14 protein-coding genes and 1 pseudogene are annotated in these 15,860 nt (G+C 68.6%); 10 read left to right on the plus strand and 5 right to left on the minus strand.

Annotated features, from left to right (window positions below; genetic code table 11):
* Positions 1–52 precede the first annotated feature (52 nt).
* Entirely contained in the window at positions 53–1,579 is a 1,527-nt protein-coding gene (locus tag O3W51_RS05030) for an MFS transporter (protein WP_138354757.1), read from the plus strand.
* Positions 1,580–1,741: 162 nt separating this feature from the next.
* On the opposite strand, the gene O3W51_RS05035 is transcribed toward O3W51_RS05030, so the two are convergent.
* Both O3W51_RS05035 and O3W51_RS05040 read right to left on the minus strand, forming a co-directional pair.
* A complete protein-coding gene (locus O3W51_RS05035) occupies positions 1,742–2,365 on the minus strand; it encodes a hypothetical protein (protein WP_164294369.1) in 624 nt (207 codons plus the stop codon).
* A 138-nt stretch (positions 2,366–2,503) separates the two neighbouring features.
* Positions 2,504–3,673, minus strand: a complete 1,170-nt coding sequence (locus O3W51_RS05040) for a questin oxidase family protein (RefSeq protein ID WP_138354755.1) — start codon at positions 3,671–3,673, stop codon at positions 2,504–2,506.
* Between the two features lie 514 nt (positions 3,674–4,187).
* Between O3W51_RS05040 and O3W51_RS05045 the strand changes: the two genes are divergently transcribed.
* From O3W51_RS05045 to O3W51_RS05060, 4 genes and pseudogenes are all read left to right on the plus strand, one after another.
* Positions 4,188–5,183 (plus strand): sigma-70 family RNA polymerase sigma factor, encoded by a 996-nt coding sequence (locus tag O3W51_RS05045; RefSeq protein WP_138354754.1) that lies wholly within the window; start codon positions 4,188–4,190, stop codon positions 5,181–5,183.
* A gap of 238 nt (positions 5,184–5,421) precedes the next feature.
* Entirely contained in the window at positions 5,422–6,183 is a 762-nt protein-coding gene (locus O3W51_RS05050) for a DeoR/GlpR family DNA-binding transcription regulator (RefSeq protein WP_138354773.1), read from the plus strand.
* Positions 6,180–7,124 carry a 1-phosphofructokinase gene (gene pfkB, locus O3W51_RS05055; protein WP_138354753.1) on the plus strand — a complete coding sequence of 315 codons (945 nt, stop codon included), beginning with the start codon at positions 6,180–6,182 and terminating at the stop codon, positions 7,122–7,124. The genes O3W51_RS05050 and pfkB overlap by 4 nt, the downstream gene beginning before the upstream one ends.
* Positions 7,125–7,269: 145 nt before the next feature.
* A pseudogene (locus O3W51_RS05060) lies at positions 7,270–8,271 on the plus strand (fructose PTS transporter subunit IIA); the annotation flags it as partial.
* 294 nt (positions 8,272–8,565) lie between these two features.
* On the opposite strand, the gene O3W51_RS05065 reads toward O3W51_RS05060, so the two are convergent.
* Together O3W51_RS05065 and O3W51_RS05070 are read right to left on the minus strand one after the other, a co-directional pair.
* Complete coding sequence (locus tag O3W51_RS05065) at positions 8,566–8,781, minus strand: DUF397 domain-containing protein (RefSeq protein WP_164294373.1); 216 nt, start codon at positions 8,779–8,781, stop codon at positions 8,566–8,568.
* On the minus strand, positions 8,760–9,602 hold the full coding sequence (locus tag O3W51_RS05070) for a helix-turn-helix domain-containing protein (RefSeq protein WP_164294374.1): 843 nt from the start codon (positions 9,600–9,602) through the stop codon (positions 8,760–8,762). Before O3W51_RS05070 ends, O3W51_RS05065 begins: the two co-directional genes overlap by 22 nt.
* Before the next feature lie 1,055 nt (positions 9,603–10,657).
* Here O3W51_RS05070 and O3W51_RS05075 point away from each other — a divergent pair.
* Positions 10,658–10,894 carry a hypothetical protein gene (locus O3W51_RS05075; protein ID WP_164294375.1) on the plus strand — a complete coding sequence of 79 codons (237 nt, stop codon included), beginning with the start codon at positions 10,658–10,660 and terminating at the stop codon, positions 10,892–10,894.
* A 2,081-nt stretch (positions 10,895–12,975) separates the two neighbouring features.
* Here the strand turns inward: O3W51_RS05075 and O3W51_RS05080 are convergent.
* Positions 12,976–13,506 carry a winged helix-turn-helix domain-containing protein gene (locus O3W51_RS05080; RefSeq protein WP_164294376.1) on the minus strand — a complete coding sequence of 177 codons (531 nt, stop codon included), beginning with the start codon at positions 13,504–13,506 and terminating at the stop codon, positions 12,976–12,978.
* Between the two features lie 189 nt (positions 13,507–13,695).
* Here O3W51_RS05080 and O3W51_RS05085 point away from each other — a divergent pair, with 189 nt between their 5' ends.
* The 4 genes from O3W51_RS05085 to O3W51_RS05100 are packed head-to-tail and all read left to right on the plus strand — an operon-like array spanning position 13,696 to position 15,831.
* Positions 13,696–14,043: a hypothetical protein gene (locus O3W51_RS05085; RefSeq protein WP_164294377.1), complete on the plus strand. Its 348-nt coding sequence runs from the start codon at positions 13,696–13,698 to the stop codon at positions 14,041–14,043.
* Positions 14,040–14,234, plus strand: a complete 195-nt coding sequence (locus O3W51_RS05090) for a hypothetical protein (RefSeq protein ID WP_203724910.1) — start codon at positions 14,040–14,042, stop codon at positions 14,232–14,234. The genes O3W51_RS05085 and O3W51_RS05090 overlap by 4 nt, the downstream gene beginning before the upstream one ends.
* Positions 14,234–14,434: a hypothetical protein gene (locus O3W51_RS05095; protein WP_164294378.1), complete on the plus strand. Its 201-nt coding sequence runs from the start codon at positions 14,234–14,236 to the stop codon at positions 14,432–14,434. The genes O3W51_RS05090 and O3W51_RS05095 overlap by 1 nt, the downstream gene beginning before the upstream one ends.
* A complete protein-coding gene (locus O3W51_RS05100) occupies positions 14,431–15,831 on the plus strand; it encodes an FtsK/SpoIIIE domain-containing protein (protein ID WP_164294379.1) in 1,401 nt (466 codons plus the stop codon). The genes O3W51_RS05095 and O3W51_RS05100 overlap by 4 nt, the downstream gene beginning before the upstream one ends.
* Positions 15,832–15,860: the final 29 nt, after the last annotated feature.

Genomic DNA, 15,860 nt, shown 5'->3' on the forward strand with positions numbered 1-15,860 from the left:
TCCCACAAACGTCCCCATTTCCTGCCCCTCCGCACCCTTAGTGAGTACAGCTATGCCTGCTATGCCCGACAAGACACTGCAGCCGGATCCCCGGCGCTGGAAAGCACTCATATTCATCGCGATCGCTCAGCTGATGGTCGTGCTCGACGCGACCATCGTGAACATCGCCCTTCCCTCCGCCCAGACGGACCTCGGCATCTCCGACGCCAACAAGCAGTGGGTCATCACGGCCTACAGCCTCGCGTTCGGTGGACTGCTGCTCTTCGGTGGCCGTATCTCCGACCTGTTCGGCCGTAAGAACGCCTTCATCGTCGGTCTGCTCGGCTTCGCCGCCGCCTCCGCGATCGGTGGCGCGGCCGTCAACACCGGCATGCTGCTCGGCGCCCGCGCCCTGCAGGGTGCGTTCGGCGCACTGCTCGCGCCGGCCGCCCTGTCGCTGCTCGCGGTGCTGTTCACCGATGCCAAGGAACGTGCCAAGGCGTTCGGTGTCTACGGTGCCATCGCCGGTGCCGGTGCCGCTGTGGGTCTGATCCTCGGCGGTGTCCTCACCGAGTTCCTGAACTGGCGCTGGACGCTCTTCGTCAACATCGCCTTCGCGGTCGTCGCCGCCATCGGCGCCTACCTGGTGGTGCACGAGCCGGCCGGTTCGCGTAACCCGAACCGCCTCGACATCCCCGGCGTGATCCTTTCCACCCTGGGTCTGGTCTCCCTGGTCTACGGCTTCACCGTCGCGGCCGAGGACGGCTGGAGCTCCACCAAGACGATCGCCCTGCTGATCGCGTCCGTCGTGCTGCTCGCGGCGTTCGTGTTCTACGAGAGCCGCGCGAAGGCGCCACTGCTCCCGCTGCGCGTCATCTCCGACCGCAACCGTGGCGGCGTCTACCTGTCGCTCGGTATCGCGATCATCGGCATGTTCGGTCTGTTCCTGTTCCTGACGTTCTACCTGCAGAACATCCTGGGCTACTCGGCGATGAAGTCCGGGTTCGCGTTCCTGCCCATGGTCGCGGGCATGATCGTCGGTTCCACGCAGGTCGGCACCCGGCTCATGCTCCGTGTGCCGCCACGCATGCTGATGGCACCGGGCTTCCTGGTCGCCTCCGTCGGCATGCTGATCCTCACCCAGATCTCGACCACCCCGAACTACGCGGGCATCGTTCTGCCGGGCCTGGTCCTGATGGGTCTCGGCATGGGTTCGGCCTTCATGCCGGCCATGAGCCTGGCGACGCACGGCGTCCAGCCGCGCGACTCCGGAATCGCTTCCGCGATGGTCAACACCTCGCAGCAGGTCGGTGGCTCCATCGGCACCGCGCTGCTGAACACCATCGCCGCCAGCGCCACCACCACGTGGGCCGCGTCCAACCTGGCCTCCGCCGGGAAGCTCGGCAAGGTGGGCTTCGCGAACGAGGCGGCCGTGCACGGCTTCTCCACGGCGATCTGGTGGGCCTTCGGCGCACTGGTGCTCGCGGCCCTCATCGCGGCGACGTTCATCAACACGGGCGTCCCCGGCAGCGAGGTCTCGGGCCAGAGCCTGGAGGACGAGATGGCCGAGGGCCTGCCGATCCCGGTCATCGTTCACTGATCAGGATCCACACCCGTGGTCAGCAGTAGTCAGTAGTACGCAGTAAGTCAGTACGCGGAACCAGGAAGGGCCCCGTCTCCGGACAACCGGAGGCGGGGCCCTTCCTGTGTCGGCTGTCGAACGGTCGCCGTCAAAGGGGCGCCGTCAAGGGTTCTCCGACGGTCAGACGCCCGCGGGGAAGGCGTAGGCCGACGGCACCTCCGTGCCGGGCTTGCCGTAGACGATGGCGATCTCCGCGTGCGCGGTGAGCTTGACGGCGGCCGGATCGCCGCTCTGCTCCTTGCCGTTGACGTAGACGTGCAGCTCCTTGCCGCCGCCGGTCCTCAGAGGGCCGAGCCGGTCCTTGGTGAGCGGCACGTTCCACTCGGTCATGAACTGGCCGAGGGTGAAGTCGGCCTGCACCGGCGACTCGATGTGGACGATGCCGGTCGTGTCGTGGGTGTGCAGTGGGCTGATCTTCTGCTGCTCCAGGTCGATGCCGATGTCGGCGGGCACCACCAGGGACCTGCCGTTGACCAGTACGTCCACGTGGCTGTGGATGTGCAGCACCTGGCCCTCGGCGCCCAGCATCGGCAGTCCGGCCACCTTGGCGCGGGCGGAGGCGTCCGCGGGCGCGGGCCAGGGCGCGCCGCCGGTGACGGGAACGGGAGCGGCGGCGGTGGCGGAGGCCGGGGTGGAGGCGGGAGAAGTGGGCTTCGTGCCGCCGCCGTCCCCGGAACCGCAGGCGGCGAGGGTGACGGTGCCGGCCAGGACGGCCGATCCGATCAGGAGGCGGCGTACGAGCATGGTGGGTGGCTTCCGTTCAGCTGATCGGGCGCGAGAGCTGGGCGCCGTCGAGCGTAAACGAAAGGCGGGGGCGCCCGGAGTGGACTCCGGAGAACCCCCGCCATGCCCGCGCATGGGGTCCTGGGGTCGTGGGGTCCGTTACAGGGCGGGCTCGATCAGCTCGGTCGCCCGGACGGCTGCCACGAGAGCGACCGTACTGCCGGTGGCGGCGGCCACGTCGAGTGCGGTGTCGGCGAACTTCACCGTGTGCTCGTCGCCGTGCCGGACCGCCCGCGCGAAGAGTTCCTCGGAGGCCTCGGCCACGGATCCGGCCGGGGGCTCGGGCAGTCCGGCGGCGGGAGTGGGCGCGGTGGGCGAGTAGAGCGCGGTCACGGCCGCGCCGGCCGCCCAGGCCGCGCCCAGGCTCGGCACCCACAGTTCGGACGGCAGCGCGGGGAGGGTGCGCAGCACGGCGTTGGGCGCTGTCGCGGCGTGCACCAGCATGACCGGGTTCTGGTGGCCGTAGGCGGCGTAGCGGTACGTGGCCGCCCTGACCAGCTCGGCGAGCAGGTCCCGGGCCTCGTCCGGGGTGGCGGGCGCGCGGAGCGAGGCGCTGGCCGCCGTCCAGCCAGGGGTGTCGGCGAGCAGGGCGATGCCGTCCCGGTACCCCGACCCCTGGCCGGCTATCGGCGGGACGCCGTCCAGGGCCTCGGCCGGGGCGGCCGTGCCGGACAGCGGCGCGAGGCCGGGTGTCGGGAGGCTGCGGGCCGCCCAATAACCGAGCCCGTGGGCGAGTTCGGCGAGCCGGGGGCCGTCGGCCGCGACCGCTTGCCCGTTGCTGCCTGACCCGCCTGACCCGCCTGACCCGCCTGCCCCGCCTGGCCTGCCTGCCGCGCCTGACCTGTCCGCCTCATCGGCGAGCAGGGTGCGGACGGCGTGACCGACGCGGATCACCGGATGGGTGGCGCCGGCGGCGATCCCGGGAAGCAGCCGCGGCCACCACTGCGCCAGCACGTCGCGCCACGGGCGTTCGCTCGTCTCGCGGACGAAGTACTCCGTCCAGTCGGCGGTCCTGCGCGGATCGCCGAGCGCCTCCTGCCAGCCGCCGGCGGTGATCGGCTCGGTGGGGCGCGGCGGATCCTCCAGTTTGGTGCGGTAGTAGTCCAGCCAGCGGTGGACCTCGGCGGCGTGGCCGCCCCGGACCAGGGCCTCGACGGCCATCGGGCCGTGGTTCGTCAGCCAGCCGTTGAATTCCGGGCCGGTGGAGTGCAGTCGCTGGAGGGCCTCGTCGAGGACGCCGGTCGTGTCGGTCGTACGCCTGGGTTCCATGGGGCCGACGGTAGGCCGGGGTGCCATTGGGGCGTAACGGGCTGGGGACCTAGGTCCCGGGGACCAGGGTCATTCAGGGCTTCTTCGCCTGTTTGGGCAACCAATATGCGGTACGGGCCGTCTTGTGGGTAGGAGAGCAGCCACGGGCGGCGAAGCCCGGGCGCGGGACCCGACAGCGGACAGTGACGGCGGACGGTGCCAGTGGATGCCGACACCGGATGCCGGTCACGGGCCACGGATGTGAGCGGCGTCTCACGGGCACAGCGGCCGTGGAAGTCCGCCAAGGCCCCGGATCGCCCCGCGACCGGCCCTGACCTGGGCTTCCCGGCCACCCACAGCGCTGCGCCTCGCTGTGTGGCGGCACAGGATACTGCAAGATCGCGAAAATCAGTGATCGACAGGGGAATTGTGTCCGGATTCCAGTCGTTATCCAGATCAGAGCGGGCAGCCGAAGGGCAGCATCAAGAGTCCCGCTCCAACCGACACCCGACCGAACCTTCGCAAGGGAGCACGCATGGCAACCCGTGCCGTCGCCCGTCGTTCCGCAGGCGGGAGCAGCAGCGTCCGCGCCGTTGGCGGGGAAGCCGCAGACCGCGACCTCGTCGGTATGTACCTCGACGAGATCGCTCGTACGCCGCTGCTCGACGCTGCGCAGGAAGTCGAACTGTCCCGGGAGATCGAGGCCGGCGTCTACGCCGAGCGCATACTCTCCGGTGACTCCCAGCTCGTCGAAGGTGCCGGGGCTGGTGCCGATCGCGAGGAGCTGGAGGCGCTGGTCGCCATCGGCGACCGCGCCAAGGACGTCTTCATCCGCTCCAATCTGCGCCTCGTCGTAGCGGTCGCCCGCCGCTACCCGCGCAGCGGTCTTCCGCTGCTCGACCTCATCCAGGAGGGGAACGCGGGCCTGGTGCGCGCCGTCGAGAAGTTCGACTACGCCAAGGGCTTCAAGTTCTCCACGTACGCGACCTGGTGGATCCGCCAGGCCATCACGCGCTCCATCGCCGACCAGTCCCGCACCATCCGGCTCCCCGTCCACCTGGTGGAGGAGCTGGGCCGGATCCGGCGTGTGCAGCGGGAGTTCAACCGTGAGCACGGGCGCGACCCGGAGCACGAGGAGATCGCCGCCGAGCTGGACTCGACGCCGTCCCGCGTGCATGACGTGCTCGACTGGGCCCGTGACCCGGTCAGCCTGAACATGTCCGTGGACGCGGACGGCGAGACCGAGTTCGGGGATCTCGTGGAGGACGGCGCCGCCGCCTCTCCCGAGCAGTCCGTCCTCGTCATGCTGCGCCGAGAGGAGCTCGAAGAGCTCATCGGCCGACTCGACGAACGCACGGCTTCGATCATCCGGTCCCGGTACGGTATCGAGGACGGCCGCGAGCGGACGCTGACCGAGGTCGGCAAGCAGCACGGCCTGACGCGTGAGCGCATCCGGCAGATCGAGAAGCACGCCCTGGCAGACCTCAAGCGCATGGCCCGCGACACGGGCCTGGAGTACGAGGCCGCCTGACCCGCGGCGGGGTCCGTCCCCGCCGCCCCTGAACCCGAACCTCGGCGCAACCCCCCCCGCGCCGGGGTTCGGCCATGTCCGGACCCGGTCCGGGATCCATCGCCCCCTTCCTGGCCATGACGTCCCGCCTATGTCCGAATGAATCCGCCGCATGCCTGTTTGTTTTTACTTTCGGTCGAACCGTGCGTACGGTGACGGCATAGCAACACACTCGGGCATGAGGCGGAGGCAAAACCACATGTACGCCCCGGAGCGGCAGCAAGAGATCCTGCGGCGGGCCCGCGATCTCGGAAGCGTCGACGTCCCCTCGCTGGCCGAGGAGTTCGACGTCACGCCGGAGACGATCCGCCGCGATCTCAAGGCACTCGACCGGGCCGGACTGATCCAGCGCGTGCACGGCGGGGCCATACCGGCCGGGCGCCTCGACTTCGAGCCCGACCTCGCCGAGCGCGAGGCGACGGCGGCCGACGAGAAGGACCGGATCGCGCGCGCCGCGCTGGCCGAACTGCCCGCCGAGGGCAGCGTCGTCATGGACGCGGGCAGCACCGCGGCCCGGCTCGCCGCCGTCCTCCCGCTCGACTCACGGCTCACCGTCGTGACGCACGCCCTGCCGATCGCCGCGCGCCTGTCGGAGTACCCGGACCTCACCCTGCACCTCGTCGGCGGCCGGCTCCGGCACCGCACCCGCGCCGCGGTGGACGCGTGGGCGCTGCGCGCCTACAGCGAGATCCACGCCGACGTGCTGTTCCTCGCCGCGAACGGCTTCTCCGCCGAGGGCGGGCTCACCACCCCCGACCTCGCCGAAGCCGCCGTGAAGCGGGCGATGATCGCCGCCGCGCGGCGCGTCGTGCTGCTCGCCGACTCCTCGAAGTACGGACAGCGGAACTTCGCACGCTTCGGAGACCTCTCCCATGTCGACCTGCTCATCACCGACCAGGGACTCAGCCCCGAAGCAGCCCGCGCGATCGAGAGCGCGGGCACGGAAGTAGTACGCGCATGATCGTCACCGTCACGCCGAATCCGAGCCTGGACCGTACGTACGAGATCCCCGCGCTCGAGCGCGGGGCCGTGCTGCGGGCCACCGCCGACCGGGTCGACCCCGGCGGCAAGGGCGTCAACGTCTCGCGCGCGGTGGCCGCCGCCGGGCGGCGCACGGTCGCCGTGCTGCCGATCGGCGGTCCCGAAGGTGCGCTGCTCGGCCGGCTGTTGGGGGAGCAGGGCATCGAGGTCGCGGGAGTCGGCATCGCCGGCTCGACCCGGGTCAACGTCTCGGTCGCCGAGCCGGACGGGACCCTGACCAAGCTCAACGCGGCCGGACCCACGCTCACCGCCGCCGAGTCGGAGGCACTGCTCGACGCGGTCGGCACCCGGTCCGCCGACGCCCGCTGGATCGCCTGCTGCGGCAGCCTCCCGCGCGGGCTGCCGCCCGAGTGGTACGCCGAACTCGTCGCCCGCGCGCACCGGGCCGGCGCCCGCGTCGCCCTCGACACCTCGGGTCCCTCGCTGCTCGCCGCGCTCGCGATGCGCCCCGATGTCGTCAAGCCCAACGCGGAGGAACTGGCCGCGGCCGTCGGCCGGCCGCTCACGACGGTCGGCGACGTGGTGAAGGCGGCGGGAGAACTGCGCGCCCTGGGCGCGCGGGCGGTGCTGGCCAGCCTCGGCGCGGACGGCCAGCTGCTCGTCGACGACTCCGGTACGTACTTCGGGCAGGCGCGGGTCGCGGTGGTCCGCAGCAACGTCGGGGCCGGGGACGCCTCGTTGGCGGGGTTCCTCGGCGCGGGCGGCGACGGGGAGGCGGCCCTCGCCTCGGCCGTCGCCCATGGGGCGGCCGCCGTGCAGCTGCCGGGCAGCGTCATGCCGGCGCCGGCGGATCTCGACCCGTCGGCGGTCACCGTGACCGCGGACGTTCCCCTCTCCCGGCTGCTGCGGGAACCGGCATGAGGGGCGCCGGCATTACGGACGCCTTCATAACGGGCGTCCGTATGACGGGCGCCGGGCAGCCGACCTGCCCGGTGGCCGCAGCACCCCGTTCCACCCACAGTCCGTTCCGCCCGCCGGGCGGGGACGCGAGCAATGGAGCCGCGCGATGAGTGCCATGATCACCGCGGAGCTGGTCGATCTCGACCTGGCCGCCGACAGCAAGGAAGCGGCGGCACGTTCGCTCGCCGAGCGGATGGTGGCCGCCGGACGCGTCACCGATCTGGAGGGGTTCCTCGCGGATGTGGCCGCGCGCGAGGCCCAGATGCCGACCGGTCTCGACGGCGGCATCGGGATCCCGCACTGCCGCAGCGCGCATGTCGCCGAGCCGACCCTCGCGTTCGGCCGCAGCGCCACCCGTATCGACTTCGGCGCCCCGGACGGCCCGGCCGACCTCGTCTTCCTCATCGCGGCACCGGCCGGTGCCGACACCGACCACCTGACGATCCTGTCGGCCCTCGCCCGCCGCCTCATGGACCCGGAGTTCACCGCGGCCCTGCGCACGGCCGAAGACCCGGCGACGGCCGCGGCCCTGATCGCGGGCGGGCCGGTAGCGGAGCCCGCGACCGCGGAGCCGGAGGTCATACCGCCGGCCACCCCGGCCACCCAGGCCGTCACCGCATCGGAAGCCGCACCGGAAACCGCAGCCGAAGGCGTTCCGCAGGAGCGGCCGTTCCGCGTCGTGGCGGTGACGTCGTGCCCGACGGGCATCGCGCACACGTACATGGCGGCGGAGTCCCTGGAGAACGCCGCCCGGGACGCCGGTGTGCAGATCACCGTGGAGACCCAAGGCTCGGCCGGCTTCAAGAAGTTGCCGAAGGCGGCGATCGAGGCCGCGGACGCGGTGATCCTCGCCCATGACGTGGAGGTCCGCGACAAGGAGCGCTTCGCGGGGAAGCCGACGGTGGACGTCGGGGTGAAGGCGGGTATCAGCCGCGCACCGGAGCTCATCGCCGAGGCGCGCGGCAGGGCGGAACGCGGCGAGGTGACGGCCGCGGCACACCCGGCGGGCGCCGACGGCAGCGATGCGCCGTTCGGAACGGCCGGCGAACCCGACGAGTCCGCCGAAGGCTTCGGCACGCGGCTGCGCAAGTGGCTGATGACCGGCGTCAGGTGCTGAAGTCAAGACACTTCAGAAAGACGCAGGTCAGGAGCATCATGGACGAAATCTTGGAGCGCTGGGCCACTGAGCAGGCGGCTAAGACCCCGGCCATCCCCCCGGAAGTCCTTCGCGAGTTGGCCGACAGCCTGGGGCTCGACCTGGGGGACTGAAGGGAACCCCGACCCGACCCCATGCGATGACCCCCGTCCTGTGCTGTATTCGGTCGGGGGTCTTCGTCGTTTCTGGCCCGGAACTTGGAGGGCGGCAGCGAGTAGAGGCTCCGGCGGTGGCGTGTGGGCTGGGTCAGGTGGCAGGGAACTCGGCGGCCTGGATGCCAGCAATGAAGGATGACCATGCGTCGTGTGAGAAGCGCAAGGCCGGCCCTTCGGGGTCCTTGGAGTCGCGGACGGGGATGACACCAGGGATGCCGTCAGCGACCTCAATGCACTCGCCGCCGTTGGTGTTGCTGTAGGTGGACTTCCGCCACGCTGCGGTGCTCAGGTCGGTGGTGGTTCGCATGACTTGCAGTCCTCCAAAGCCGATGAAATCAAGGCGGCGGCACGGCGGGGCGACGGAGCGTATCCCCGCAGGGCATCGTACGCCCGCTGGCGTTTTTGGACTTCGCTTAAATCCTCGTAGAGGTGCCCCATGTCGATGCCCTCTTCGTAGGCAGCCACCTCGCCCTCTGGCAGCGTCAGGAGGGTCAACGAACCACCAAGAAGGGCATGCGCCCCGTGGCTAAACGGGAGCACCTGAATCGTCGTGGTTGGGGAGTCCACGAGCGGCAAGAGCGCGGCAAGTTGCTCCTGCATTACTGCGCAACCGCCAATGGTGCGGCGGAGCACCGCCTCATCCAAGATCGTCCACGAGTGCGGCGGTGGGTCAAGGCGCAGGAGCTCCTGTCGACTCATGCGGGCCGCGACGAGCTCTTCAATCCGCTCCTCGGTCGCTTCACGGTCGCACTCAAGCAGCGCACGGGCGTACTCCTCCGTCTGGAGCAGGCCAGGGACCGCCTGAGCGGCGTACTGCTCGATCTTGACCGCTTCGGCCTCAAGTTCCATGTACGGGCGGTACTTGCCCGGATGGGCCTCTCGTCGGGCGAGACGGAACAGGCCGACGAAGTGTTCGTCAGTGCTGAAAAGTGTGTCCAATAGGGGCGCCAGCTCCGGCGGGGCCAGGATCTCGGCGCCCTCAATCCGAGCTAAGTGGCTTTTGCTGTAGGGCAGTCGATCGGCCATCTCGGCAAGTGACCATTTCTCGCGGGCCCTTAAGCGACGCATGTCCGCTCCGAACAGGTCCCGCGCGGAGCGTCCTGGCTTCAGCTCTCTGGGCTTCGGCATACGTGCTCTCCTCCTTGTCCCCAATCCCAGTTGGGGACACCTGTCTCTGGTGAGCGTACGCACCTGAGGGCGACGCTGGCAGTACACACAGCAACGTCAGCAGCGAAGCGAGGGCCGACCGATGACCTTGGACCATCTCGATCCAGAGATCAAGGCAGAGTGTGCCCAGATTCAGGGATCTCGGAGCGTATGGCAGTGAGCCCCGGGAAACCCTTGGGGGCCGCTGGAGACGTTGAGGTGGGCCGGGCAGCACGAGACACCAACTTGCACCGTTTAGGCGTTGTGACGGCCATCGAGGGTGACGTTGCGAGGCTGCGCGAACTCCGCACGGGCGCCCTCTGGGACGCGCGCCTGTGCGATGTTGTGCGGCTGACTGTGCGAACCGAACTGAGCCTGCGTCTCGCCGTAGAAAACGATCGACGGAAGTGGGCCCGATGATGTCCGGTTTACAGATACCGACGGTCGCGGGACTGCCTCCGGTCGCACAAACAGACGACCAAAACCACTGGATATCGGGCCGGTGCTGGCTCTGGTGCGGGCAGGGACGGACGCGCGTCCTATGGATTGGCGCTGCAACATTCGGCGGTGCAACTGGTCACGTTTATGCGTGCGAGTTCTGCACGCAGGTGCTCCGCGATCAGATCTTTGACTCACTCATGATCGCTGAGACGGAAGCGCCCGATCCCCGACAGCAAGCGTTCCGGCCTGGTGGGCCTACTCACGAGGGCGTGCGCCCCGGACGGCACCGGCGGAGACCCCACGGCCTGTAGTGGCCCCTATGCCCCCGTTCCCGGTCGGCAGGAAGATTCCCCGCCCGGGAGCGGGCCAGCCATCGTCAAGGAAGGGAGGGCGCACATGTGGGCTATCCAGCCGAGCGCGTAAGCATCATCAGACTTCGATATCAGAGAGAGTCGTCATGAACTGCACAGTCTGTGGAGCTTCAGTCATCCAGGGTCCGGACGGTCGCTGGTCCTGCAACTGCGGAGCATCCGGCGGTGTCAACCCCGGTCCGCGTCCGCTGTTGCCGTTCATCTCGGTTGCGGCACACTGAAGTCATGAGCAATGACGCCAATACGGGGGCCTATATGTCCCCCACCATGCGGTGTAGCAACTGTCTGCAACCGGTGATCGAAGGGCCGGAAGGTGGCTACGTCTGCGGCCTTTGCTACCACCTGGTCGAACCGGATGGCTATGAGGTCCGCCGCAAGGAAGGCGTCAAGCGCGCGGCCGAGGCACGCCAGGAACGAGCCGAGGTGCGGCGGCTGAGCAAGGAACGGAAACAGTCCGCCTAGGACAACCCAAGGTCGCCCCGGTCACGCACTCCCCTCCGTGGTGCGTGGCCGGGGCTCTGTGCTTTCGGAGCTGGATCCCCTTGGCGGATTGGGCCCCAGCCACGGAACGCTAGCCACGATGGCGGGGTGCCGGCCTGCTTGGCGCGGGAGGCTCGCCGCAGTTCCACTGTGCTCAGCCACTCCATGGGCTTGTGCGTGACGGCGCGTCGTGGTGTCGGCCGTGGCCGTGGTCTCCGGTCCTGAGTGGCGGTGGTCCTGGTGGTGGTTGTTGCTGCGCAGGCTTCCTGCGGATTCCTGGGTAGCGGTGTCGTGGGCTGCGCTGGTCGTGTGGTTGTCCGGCTGCGTCTGCTGCGTGTCGTGGTGCGGCCTGGTGGGGCTGCTGTGGGGCTGTCGGGGTTGCTTCCTGCTCTTGGCTGTCCGCTTCTCTGTCCTTGCGCGCTGAGCGGCCCGAGGTCGCCGGAGCGGGGCGGAGACAGGAGCGTCGGCGGCCACGGGCCGCCAGCGCGCGCGGCCCGCGTCAGCGGGCCGCCTTGATCCAGTAAAGAAACTCTTAACAGCTCTGCCGCTGACCGGCGTTGGCCACTGCTGCGGAACGTGGCTGGTGCCGTCGGTCGGCCTTCTCGTCCTGCGCGTGCCCCTCGTCGTCTGCGACCGGTTGAAGGCACTGGATAGCCCGGTCATGCGCTTCCGGCCGGTCGGCTCCTCCTCGTGCGCCGCGTCAATGCGATAGCGCGTCATGCCCCACATTCGTGGAAAGTTTTCTTACGTTTCATGGGCCTTTGGCGGCCTTCAAGTCTTTTGGTGGAGCGTTCACGGAAATCTATCCACAGGCATTTCCTTGCAAGATTCGTTCATGAACACGGCCAGAGTTTCCCCTTGGCGCCCGTTTGCCCAGGTCACCGGTGCGCCTGGCCTGTGCTGCCTGCGAACCGGTCCCTTCGGCGCGAAAAGTTGTCCACAGGGGGGAGGTGTCCGCTTTCCCCGGGTGGATGGCCCTTCGGCCGCGCAGTGCGGCTCTGGAGGAAGGCGGATCCGCATGTGCGTGACGGGTGTCACAGAACTTCGGGCGGTGAGGGGGTCACGCATGCGCCGCTCTCGGCACCTCTATTGCCGACCCCACGGAAGGCGGTTCGTGGGGCGGGCGATGGAAGGAAGTGACGCGCTTGTGATGCAGGTCATATCAAGTCGCGTGGGCCGCGCTGTCACATCGGGGCCTTTTTCGCCACTTCCTCAGGGTGAGGAACAAAAAAGCGGTGCTGAACAAATGCACCGATTTCAGTTCGCGGGTCGGTCGATGAGAGGTGATGGCGTGAGGCGACAGGCGTTGAGCGGGAGAGGGGTCGTCCCGTGTGGCGGGCGCGAAAGCGAAGTTCTTAACCGCCTGGCGGGAGGAGAGGGCCTTGGTGGGGGTGAGGGCCGGTTGTTCGTGTGCGCGAGTGCCAGGCTGCCGACATGGCACGAGATCCGCCGTGTCCCGGTGTCTGGTCCGCTAGCGGGTGCGGTGGGCGAGCAAGCGGCACGAAGGGCGGCGAGAGTGCGGCGTTTCTGGGGCAATCCACTGCTGCGGAGCGGCACTCGCAACATCACTGAACGGAGATGCCGAACTGTGACTTTGAGAGCGCTTTTCAGTGACGTTTTCAGTGATGTTGCCGTTCCAGGCTTCTCGTGCGGACAGCGAAGCGCGGCTCTTGCCGTCGTCGTCGAAGGAACCGCGAAGCGCCTATCTAACGGGGAGGGAATGTGATGTCCATCACGCGAATGAGCGGCGTGGGAGCGGCTGTTGTGTCCGCCTGTGTACGGCTGCGTCCGCCTGCGTCCCACTGCGTACGGGGGACTGGAACGCGCTCACGCGAAGTTGATCAAGGTCGTTTGGTGCGGCCGGATTTCCGCTCTACAGTCCGTGATCCTGCGGAGGTAACCGGCGGCGGTGCGGGGGCTGGCGATGCGTGAGAGCAGTGGTGGGACGGGTTCGCAGCGAAGCGGGGGAATGGTGATGACGGAACAGGATCTACGGCTGATGCGGGAGATAGCCGATTTGGGATCCCGGATGGTGGCCGAGCTGGACGAGGTGCGCGAGCGCCTTACGGGTGTTCAGGTGCGGATTGCTGCTCTAGGCGCTGGACCTTCGACTCAAGTTCGGTCACCTGCTGCGTGAGCCCGGTGACCTGAGCGCTCATGGAGCGCATCTGGTCTCGGAGGCCGATCAGGAATTCCGTCATCGCGGACGCCTGATCGCCTCCGGGGGCCGGGGCCGGCTGATCCGGTTCCGCGGCTTCCTCGTCGCTCTCGCCGGTCGCTTGGGGTTCGCCGGTGTTCTGCGTGTACCAAGCGGGCGGGGTGTAGTCGAACTTGAACTCGCCGACGGGGTCGGGCTTGTAGTTGGACTCGGCGATGTAGGTGCCTCGGCCGTGGACGGAGTAGACCAAGCCTTCGTCTTTCAGCACCCTTAGCGCCGCGTGCACGGTGGCGTTGGCGATGCCGAGTTCGTCCTTGAGCTCACGTGCAGACGGCAGACGCTCGCCAGGGCGCAGTTTCCCGGTCCGGATGTCCTCACGGATCTTGTCTGCGGCCAGTTGGTACGGCGGTCGCGGGCCGTGGGCAGGCAGCGTCATAGGCCGAGGATAGTCCGATCTAGACCACCCTGAACACCTGTCGCGCCCTGTGGATAACCCGGCCCGCATGACCTCTAGGCCGTTCCGAACGAACCGAGTCATCTAGATCGCTTGACTCCTCCAGAGTGTTCGGGCACTGTTGATCTCACGCCGCACCCAACGGGGTTCGGCTCAACGAAGGAGCAAGTCATGGCACGTGCATTCGCCAAGGTCGACACCGCCGGATCGATGTTCATGGTCGCGGTCGCGGCGGTGGACAAGCTGAAGGACACCGCTGAGGGGATGCCGCCGGAGCGGGCTTTCGACCGGATGTCTGGTGAGGCGCTGTCGGTGGTCAACCTCGTCGAGATGTTTGACGGGCGCGCACAGATCCTGAAGATCACCGTTCCGGCGTCGCAGATCCCGGACAAGCTCGCCCCGGGTGCGGTGGTGCGGCCTGTGGGCCTGATCGCGGCCCCGTGGGGGATCAAGGGCATGGGCGATTCGGTGAACGTGGGCCTGTCCTACCGCGCTGAGGGCCTGGAGCTGGTCAAGTGACCGCCGTGCCTGCCGAGCGCGTCTATCCGCTCGCATCGGATGACGACGATCCCCGCTTCACGGCGGGTCTGCTCCTCGACGTGGTCAAGGTCCTGGAGGCGCACGGCTACCCGCCCGTCACTACGGGCCCGGACCTGGTCGACCTGCACGTGGGCCTGTTCAGGTTCCTCTACCGGGGTGGTGCCGCGTGATGTTCGGCCCGCCACGCGCCTACCCGCTGGACCACGTGCCCGGCGATGACCGGTTCACCGAACAGTTCGTGAAGTCGATGGGCGCGCTGCTCGTGGCCCATGGCTATCCGCCGCTGGACAACCTGACGGACTGGGGCGATTTCGAGTTGGCCCTGGTCGAGTTCCTGTTCGACACCCACAACGAAAGGAGGGCGGTATGACCCCCGAAACGGCCACCCACTATGCGCCGCTGCTCGTGGCCCTTGGCCTGGTGGTGCTCCTGGTGCTGGGCATCCGGATCGCCGTCCGCTACCTGCGGGCCGATACCGAGATGCGGGCCAGCATCCGCCAGGCGGCACGGATACGGCGGCGCTGGGTGCGTCTGGCGTTGATGCTGGGCCTGTCGGTCGTAGACAAGAAGCCCACGCTCGTGGCCTCGATGACCGCCAAGGACGGGCAGGTACCCAAGCCCCGGGAGAAGACTCCCAAGATCTCGACAGTCCCGGACCGATTCGGCGTCATCGTGCACGCGAACTGCCTGCCGAACGTGGGCCTGGAGGACTTCAAGAACAAGGCCGCATACCTGGCGGACGACTGGGGATGCACCCGGCTGTCGGTACGGCAGAACGGCCCCGGCAAGGTCATCATGCGCGCGGTGCGCACCGACCCCCTGATCGTCCCGACCACGTTCATCCCCTCCGGCCTGCCGCTGCCGGACGTGAGCCTGTGGGATCTCGGGGTGGACGAGTACGCCGAGCTGGTGACGCTGCGGGTGTCCAACATCCCCGGCATCACCGTGGCCGGCCTGCCCGGGTACGGGAAAACGTCCCTGGTCAACGCCATCGTGTGCCGCCTGGCGCCCTCGGGCGCGGTACAGATCGTTGTCCTGGACGGGAAGGTGTCCTCGGCCGATGAGGGCGACTACGCCGACATGGTGAAACGCTTCTTCGCCTTCGCCGGTGACGACCTGGAGGAAGCCAACCGGCTCCTTAAGCGGCTCGTCGCGCTGCGGCGTGAGCGGTCCTCGACCATCCGGCGGGTGCTGGGGGTGGCCAACATGTGGCACGTCGGCCCGTCCCCGGAATGGCCGCTGGTCCTCGTGATCATTGATGAGGCGCATACGTACTTCCGTGACCACAAGGGCAGCGACCCCAAGACCAAGGCGCTTGCGGCGCTGGCGGCGGAAAACGCCCGACTGGTGGAAGACCTCGTCAAGAAGGGCCGTTCCATCGGGATGGTGGTCATCCTCGCCACCCAGAAAGCCACGGGTGATGCGATCCCGACGTTCATCCGGGATGTGTGCCCGGTCGGACTGTCCTTCGCACAGAAGACGGCGGAAGCCTCCGTGGCCGCGCTGGGGGAGGACATCCGCAACTGGCCGGACGCCAATCCGGTGCTGTTGCAGGACCCCGGATACGTCGGCGTTGCCGCGATGGTCACCCAGGGGCAGGAGGGCTTCATCCGGGTCCGGATGCCGGAGGTCGATCCGTACTACGCCGCGCAGATCGCCGCCGACACCGCCCACTTGACCGCCGACCCCACGGACCTGCTCGCCGTGTCCCTGGCCGCACCCCCGGTCATGTTCAAGAACCACCCTCGCCCCCGTGGCAGCCGCTAAGCCCGACCCCGACCACAGAACGAAGGGAG

Origin of the sequence: Streptomyces sp. H39-C1 (assembly GCF_027158125.1) — a bacterium.
GTDB lineage: Bacteria > Actinomycetota > Actinomycetes > Streptomycetales > Streptomycetaceae > Actinacidiphila > Actinacidiphila fildesensis.

What these genes read in the sequence shown, in the direction of transcription:
- O3W51_RS05030 (WP_138354757.1), top strand. Translation starts at nt 53, where the DNA reads ATGCCTGCTATGCCCGACAAGACACTGCAGCCGGATCCCCGGCGCTGG.
- O3W51_RS05035 (WP_164294369.1), bottom strand. Translation starts at nt 2,365, where the DNA reads ATGCTCGTACGCCGCCTCCTGATCGGATCGGCCGTCCTGGCCGGCACC.
- O3W51_RS05040 (WP_138354755.1), bottom strand. Translation starts at nt 3,673, where the DNA reads ATGGAACCCAGGCGTACGACCGACACGACCGGCGTCCTCGACGAGGCC.
- O3W51_RS05045 (WP_138354754.1), top strand. Translation starts at nt 4,188, where the DNA reads ATGGCAACCCGTGCCGTCGCCCGTCGTTCCGCAGGCGGGAGCAGCAGC.
- O3W51_RS05050 (WP_138354773.1), top strand. Translation starts at nt 5,422, where the DNA reads ATGTACGCCCCGGAGCGGCAGCAAGAGATCCTGCGGCGGGCCCGCGAT.
- pfkB (WP_138354753.1), top strand. Translation starts at nt 6,180, where the DNA reads ATGATCGTCACCGTCACGCCGAATCCGAGCCTGGACCGTACGTACGAG.
- O3W51_RS05065 (WP_164294373.1), bottom strand. Translation starts at nt 8,781, where the DNA reads ATGCGAACCACCACCGACCTGAGCACCGCAGCGTGGCGGAAGTCCACC.
- O3W51_RS05070 (WP_164294374.1), bottom strand. Translation starts at nt 9,602, where the DNA reads ATGCCGAAGCCCAGAGAGCTGAAGCCAGGACGCTCCGCGCGGGACCTG.
- O3W51_RS05075 (WP_164294375.1), top strand. Translation starts at nt 10,658, where the DNA reads ATGAGCAATGACGCCAATACGGGGGCCTATATGTCCCCCACCATGCGG.
- O3W51_RS05080 (WP_164294376.1), bottom strand. Translation starts at nt 13,506, where the DNA reads ATGACGCTGCCTGCCCACGGCCCGCGACCGCCGTACCAACTGGCCGCA.
- O3W51_RS05085 (WP_164294377.1), top strand. Translation starts at nt 13,696, where the DNA reads ATGGCACGTGCATTCGCCAAGGTCGACACCGCCGGATCGATGTTCATG.
- O3W51_RS05095 (WP_164294378.1), top strand. Translation starts at nt 14,234, where the DNA reads ATGTTCGGCCCGCCACGCGCCTACCCGCTGGACCACGTGCCCGGCGAT.
- O3W51_RS05100 (WP_164294379.1), top strand. Translation starts at nt 14,431, where the DNA reads ATGACCCCCGAAACGGCCACCCACTATGCGCCGCTGCTCGTGGCCCTT.